Here is a 5,334-nt window from a genome sequence, read left to right as displayed (position 1 = left end):
AGAACGCAGATTGGTTTTAGCCCGTCTCGATCGTATATCCAACGCGAGGGAGTCAGGGGAAATTACAGATGCGCCAGAGATAGCTTCGCAAGACCGTAATACGGTGGATACGGCTGATCTGCGCAGAGGTGTGATTTGGGCAGAAATATTAGGTCCTCCGCGTTCCAAGCGCTATATGGGTGGAGGAAGACGTTAAAATGATAGTGGATCCGTCACGGCTTTGGCTGTGGCGGATCTTTTTTTGTGAGCTTTAGGAATACATAAGCATGCTCAGAATAAAAAATGAATTAACGACAAATGCTCTAATTACCTGACAACGAATGTGATAATCCCTTGTGCGCCCTAGGTTTCTCACATTTGTTGTCATCTAAAATGGTGGCATTTTGTCTAATTTAGGGTCTCGTTTATGAAAATATATTCGTGAAAAATGATCAAATGTAACAATATGAATGGAGCTTTCCAAAAGCAGTTTTCATTTTTTCTTTTTTATATATAATGTTCTCAATGATAGATACTTATGAAATTTACTCCAAATTTATCTAAAATTTGATTTATATCGAGGTGATAAAACAAGATTATAAAAATGGAAAATTAATTTCTAGGAGGATGGGATAGATGGGAAATAGCTTGTTCAGAAAGAAGAGCATTGATCAGTTGATTGCCGCTACGCGGGGGGAAAAAGCACTCAAAAGGGAACTGGGTGCGTTTGATTTAACGATGCTTGGGATTGGAGCCATTATCGGAACGGGGATATTTGTGTTGACAGGTACGGGAGCAGTTACGGCTGGTCCAGGCTTGGTACTTTCTTTTGTGATTGCGGGACTCGCCTGTTTATTCGCGGCATTGGCTTATGCGGAGTTTGCATCCACCGTTCCAGTATCCGGTTCTGTTTACACTTTTACATATGCTACGATGGGGGAGCTATTGGCCTTTATTATTGGATGGGATTTAATTTTGGAATACATGCTGGCAGCCAGCGCCGTTTCCGCAGGTTGGTCGGGTTACTTTGTATCATTTTTGAATGGAATTGGCCTTCACATTCCGCTTGAATTCACTGCCGCACCGGGGACTTTAAAAGACCAAACTACTTATTTTAATCTCCCAGCTTTTTTAATTTTGATGGGTATCACGTTCTTGCTTTATTTTGGGATAAAAGAATCAAAACGGATAAACAACTTCATGGTAATTGTAAAGATTATTGTTATTTTATTATTTATCATCGTTGCTTTTAAATATGTGAAGCCAGATAATTGGACACCATTTATGCCGTTTGGGTTCAGTGGGGTGTTTGGAGCCGCAGCACTTGTGTTTTTTGCTTTTATTGGTTTTGATGCTGTTTCATCAGCGGCTGAAGAAACCAAAAATCCCGCCCGTGATTTACCGCGAGGCATTATTTTCTCACTCGTTATTTGTACGTTTTTGTATGTCATTGTTAGCGCGATTATGACGGGTATAGTACCGTTTATGCAATTTGAAGGTATCTCTCATCCAGTGTCATTGGTATTGCAGGTTGCGGGCCAGAACTGGGTTGCGGGTATTGTAGATATAGGAGCCATCTTAGGGATGACAACGGTCATGCTGGTTATGCTCTATGGTCAAACCCGTATTATGTTTGCTATGTCACGTGACGGCTTAGTCCCCAAAATATTATCCAAGGTTCATTCCAAATATAAAACGCCCTACATTAACACGTTGTTTTTTGGTACTTTATCTGCATTAATGGGTGGGCTGATCCCGCTGGATGAGTTAGCAAGTTTAGTGAACATTGGAACCTTGTCAGCATTTATTCTGATTTCGGTCGCCGTCATCGTTATGAGAAAAACACAACCTGACTTGCCAAGGGCCTTCCGATGTCCTGGAGTTCCGTATATTCCGATCCTGGCTATCGTTTCATGTGGGGTGCTCATTCTTAATTTGAATGGTCAGACATTTATTCGCTTTATTATTTGGCTTGTCATTGGTATGGCTGTTTACTTCTTATACTCTAGAAAAAACTCTCTTTTGAATCGAGATACCGAAAAATAACCGTGTCATCTAATGAAAATCAAAAAAAGACAACCTTGTTTTCGATATGAAAACGAGGCTGTCTTTTTTGTTTGAATTTTAAAAGGACACATCTTTTTCCTCTGCAATATAGCAGCTGCTGCGAATTGTAAGTTTAGCCTCATAAATGCGGGGACTGGATCATAAAATGTACAGTACAGATATCTGTGGCGCTGGTGTAATGGCGTTCACTGATAATAAGAATATAAGATGAAAAGCTAGCAGCGTAGCTGCCATGAAACATCTATGGGTACCGATTGGCAATAACAGAAGATGAAAAAATAGCAGCGTGCTGTCATCAAAACAACATTAGCCGTTGGATAACAGATGTTTTGATGACAGGAAAGGAGATTTCGCCGTATGAGCCGGATGAGCCGCAAACTGCGAAAGTGGGCCAGCGAGACGCTGGAGCTTCCGCAGGACATTCTATTTGACCTGCCGCGGTTAACCCTCATCGGCAGCCGCCAGCTTTATGTGGAGAATCACCGGGGCGTGGTGGATTTCACACCGAATCAGCTCGTACTTGCACTTGAGAAAGGCAGGCTGAGGGTGTCCGGCCATGATTTAGTCATTACGTCTATTCTGCCAGAGCAGGTAAGTGTGGAGGGACATATAACAGATATCCAAATGGAAGGAACGGAGGAAGGCTCGTGAAACATCCTGCTTTAGCAATGCTGCGTGGCACGGTTACCCTTGCTGTCAAGGGCGAAAGTGTGGAAGCTTTCATTAATTTACTCACCGATCACCATATACCTGTTTGGAACGTGCGGCCGATGGGTACTAGACATGCAGAAATGAACCTTCTGCTGCCGCACGTCTTCCTCCTACGCCCGCTTTTGAGAAGGACAGGCTGTAAAATGCATGTTCTGAAGCGGCAAGGGCTTCCCTTTACTGTTATACGGCTTGCCAAACGTAAATTTTTTATGGCTGGATTGGCTTTGTTCTGGATAGGTCTCCTGCTGATGTCTTCGCTTATCTGGGACATTGAAGTGAAGGGGAATGATAAGCTCTCGACGGACTCCGTTCTCAAAGCCGCCCGACAGGAGGGGCTGTATCCGTTTCAATGGAGCTTTCGTCTTTCCAGTCAAGACAAGCTTTCCCTTCACAGCCTACCCCTGCGCCGCTCTACAGCCCACGTCATATCATCAGTAAGGCAGACGCGGTAGTCACTGAGATTTTTGCCGAGCAGGGTCGTCCTGTCGTGCATAAAAATACACGTGTCAAAAAAGGAGCCATCCTCATCTCGGGAACGCTTGGAGATGAGGAGAATCAGCAGCAGGTCGTAGCCAAAGGAGAGGTTAAGGGTCTTGTATGGCATGAATACGAAATTAGCAGTCCTACGGTGCAACGCAGCAGCACGTATACAGGTAACAGTCACGACCGCTTGTATCTGGTGTTAGGCAATCGTGCGATACAATTGTGGGGATATGGGAAAATACCTTATTCTACACATAAAACAACAGTTGAACATGATCCGTTAACTTGGCGTTCCTTCAAACTTCCGATGGGTTGGATGACTGAAAGTGTGAGGGAGACAAAGATACAAGAGCAGAAGCTTACGGAAGCAGAAGCGAAAATGTCAGGAATAGAAGGCGCGCGAGCTGATATTTTAGCTAAATACGGCAAAGGAACGAAAATAATGAGCCAAAAAATTTTGCATGAGAAGAGAGAGAATGGTAAAGTTTATATGAAAGTGCTTTTTGAAGTGGAGCAGGATATTGCGGAAGAACTTCCGTTAGTTCATAACCAAGGAGAATGAGGCTATTTGGCAGAACAACAACGCAGCATACAAATTGCATTGAACAATGCGGGAGAAGGACAGGCGTTATTTGGCCCGCAGGATTCCTTTTTAAAATTAATCGAAGCCGCTATTCCAGCAAAAATAGCATCTCGTGAGGCAGAAGTTAATGTTTTTGGTAATGCTCACGAGGTGGAAGTGCTCGAACAATTGTTCGATGTATTACTCCAGTTAATTCGCAATGGGTATATACTGACCGAAAGGGACGTCCATTATGCGATTGAATTGGCAAAAGATTTGCGTGCTGATCAGCTGCTCGATTTGTTCAAGGGTGAAATTACGACGACGTTCCGGGGGAAACCGATTCGCGTCAAAACGATTGGACAAAAGCACTATGTAACCACGATTAAGAAACGCGATATTGTATTTGGAATTGGCCCGGCGGGTACGGGTAAAACCTATCTGGCTGTAGTGCTGGCTGTAGCTGCCCTGAAGGAAGGTTCAGTCAAGCGCATTGTACTGACTCGTCCTGCGGTCGAAGCAGGGGAGAATTTAGGTTTTTTACCAGGGGATTTGCAGGAAAAGGTTGATCCGTATTTACGCCCATTGTATGATGCCCTATACGATGTGATGGGCCCAGAGCAGACTGCAAAGGCACTGGAGCGCGGGTTAATAGAAATTGCTCCTTTGGCTTATATGCGGGGACGTACGCTGGATGATTCATTTATTATTTTGGACGAAGCGCAAAACACCACACCCGAGCAAATGAAAATGTTTTTGACTCGACTTGGTTTCGGCTCCAAAATGGTCATTACCGGCGATGTTACGCAAATTGATTTGCCTCGTGGCAAAAAATCCGGTCTGATTGAAGCGAATGCGATTTTACAAGGGATTGAAGAAATAGGCTTTGTCCAGTTTGCAGAAGAGGATGTTGTCCGTCATTCCCTAGTTCAAAAAATCATTGTTGCTTATGACCGTATTGCCGAAAATCATGGATAGCCATTCAATCACGAGTATGGTGTGTACGATCAGAAAAAGTATAAAATGAGCAGTGTAGCTGCCTTGAAAAAGATGATGGAGAGGGATTGTTTTAGATGACCTCGAAGGAATTATCTAAAGGGAAAACGTTCCAGCATAGAATGAATGGATGGAAGTATAGCGTGGCGACACGCTATCTTCTGTTTTTATTTTTGGTGGTTCTTTTTTATGTAGGCTTTGCGTCCAAGCTGCTTCCCGAGCGTTATGACATTCGGGTAAATCAACCGAGTGAAAAGCAAATTGTCGCCCCGATGCAGCTTCCTAACAGTAAGGCGACTTTGAAGGCTCAAGAGGAATCAGCTGAACGTGTGCAGCCGATGTATACCATTGTGCCAGTTCGCAACGATAACCTGATTACTGGTATTTTGGATCGAATTGAACGGCTCAATCAGGATGATCAGGTTTCCAGAGCAGATAAGATTTCGATTTATAAGGATGAGATTCCGCAACGTGCACGGGAATTTGTGCAAAATTTTGTGAATAACAGCCGTAATGCGGATGCCTACCCAGATAAG

3 protein-coding genes and 3 pseudogenes are annotated in these 5,334 nt (G+C 43.7%); all 6 read left to right on the top strand.

Annotated elements, in window-relative coordinates:
• A pseudogene (locus GRP75_RS18485) lies at positions 1-196 on the top strand (hypothetical protein); the annotation flags it as partial.
• Between the two features lie 419 nt (positions 197-615).
• Positions 616-2,025 carry a branched-chain amino acid transporter BcaP gene (gene bcaP, locus GRP75_RS18480; protein ID WP_160790003.1) on the top strand — a complete coding sequence of 470 codons (1,410 nt, stop codon included), beginning with the start codon at positions 616-618 and terminating at the stop codon, positions 2,023-2,025.
• A 378-nt stretch (positions 2,026-2,403) separates the two neighbouring features.
• Positions 2,404-2,697 carry a sporulation protein YqfC gene (gene yqfC, locus GRP75_RS18475; RefSeq protein WP_023989488.1) on the top strand — a complete coding sequence of 98 codons (294 nt, stop codon included), beginning with the start codon at positions 2,404-2,406 and terminating at the stop codon, positions 2,695-2,697.
• A pseudogene (locus GRP75_RS18470) lies at positions 2,694-3,802 on the top strand (sporulation protein YqfD). The gene yqfC and the pseudogene GRP75_RS18470 overlap by 4 nt, the downstream one beginning before the upstream one ends.
• Before the next feature lie 6 nt (positions 3,803-3,808).
• Complete coding sequence (locus GRP75_RS18465; RefSeq protein WP_013311138.1) at positions 3,809-4,780, top strand: PhoH family protein; 972 nt, start codon at positions 3,809-3,811, stop codon at positions 4,778-4,780.
• 95 nt (positions 4,781-4,875) lie between these two features.
• A pseudogene (locus GRP75_RS18460) lies at positions 4,876-5,334 on the top strand (metal-dependent phosphohydrolase); the annotation flags it as partial.

Origin of the sequence: Paenibacillus sp. OT2-17, from assembly GCF_009827695.1 — a bacterium.
GTDB classification, from domain to species: domain Bacteria; phylum Bacillota; class Bacilli; order Paenibacillales; family Paenibacillaceae; genus Paenibacillus; species Paenibacillus polymyxa_B.
The sequence above is the reverse complement of the archived record's forward strand: the minus strand, read 5'-3'. Positions and strand labels throughout refer to the sequence as shown.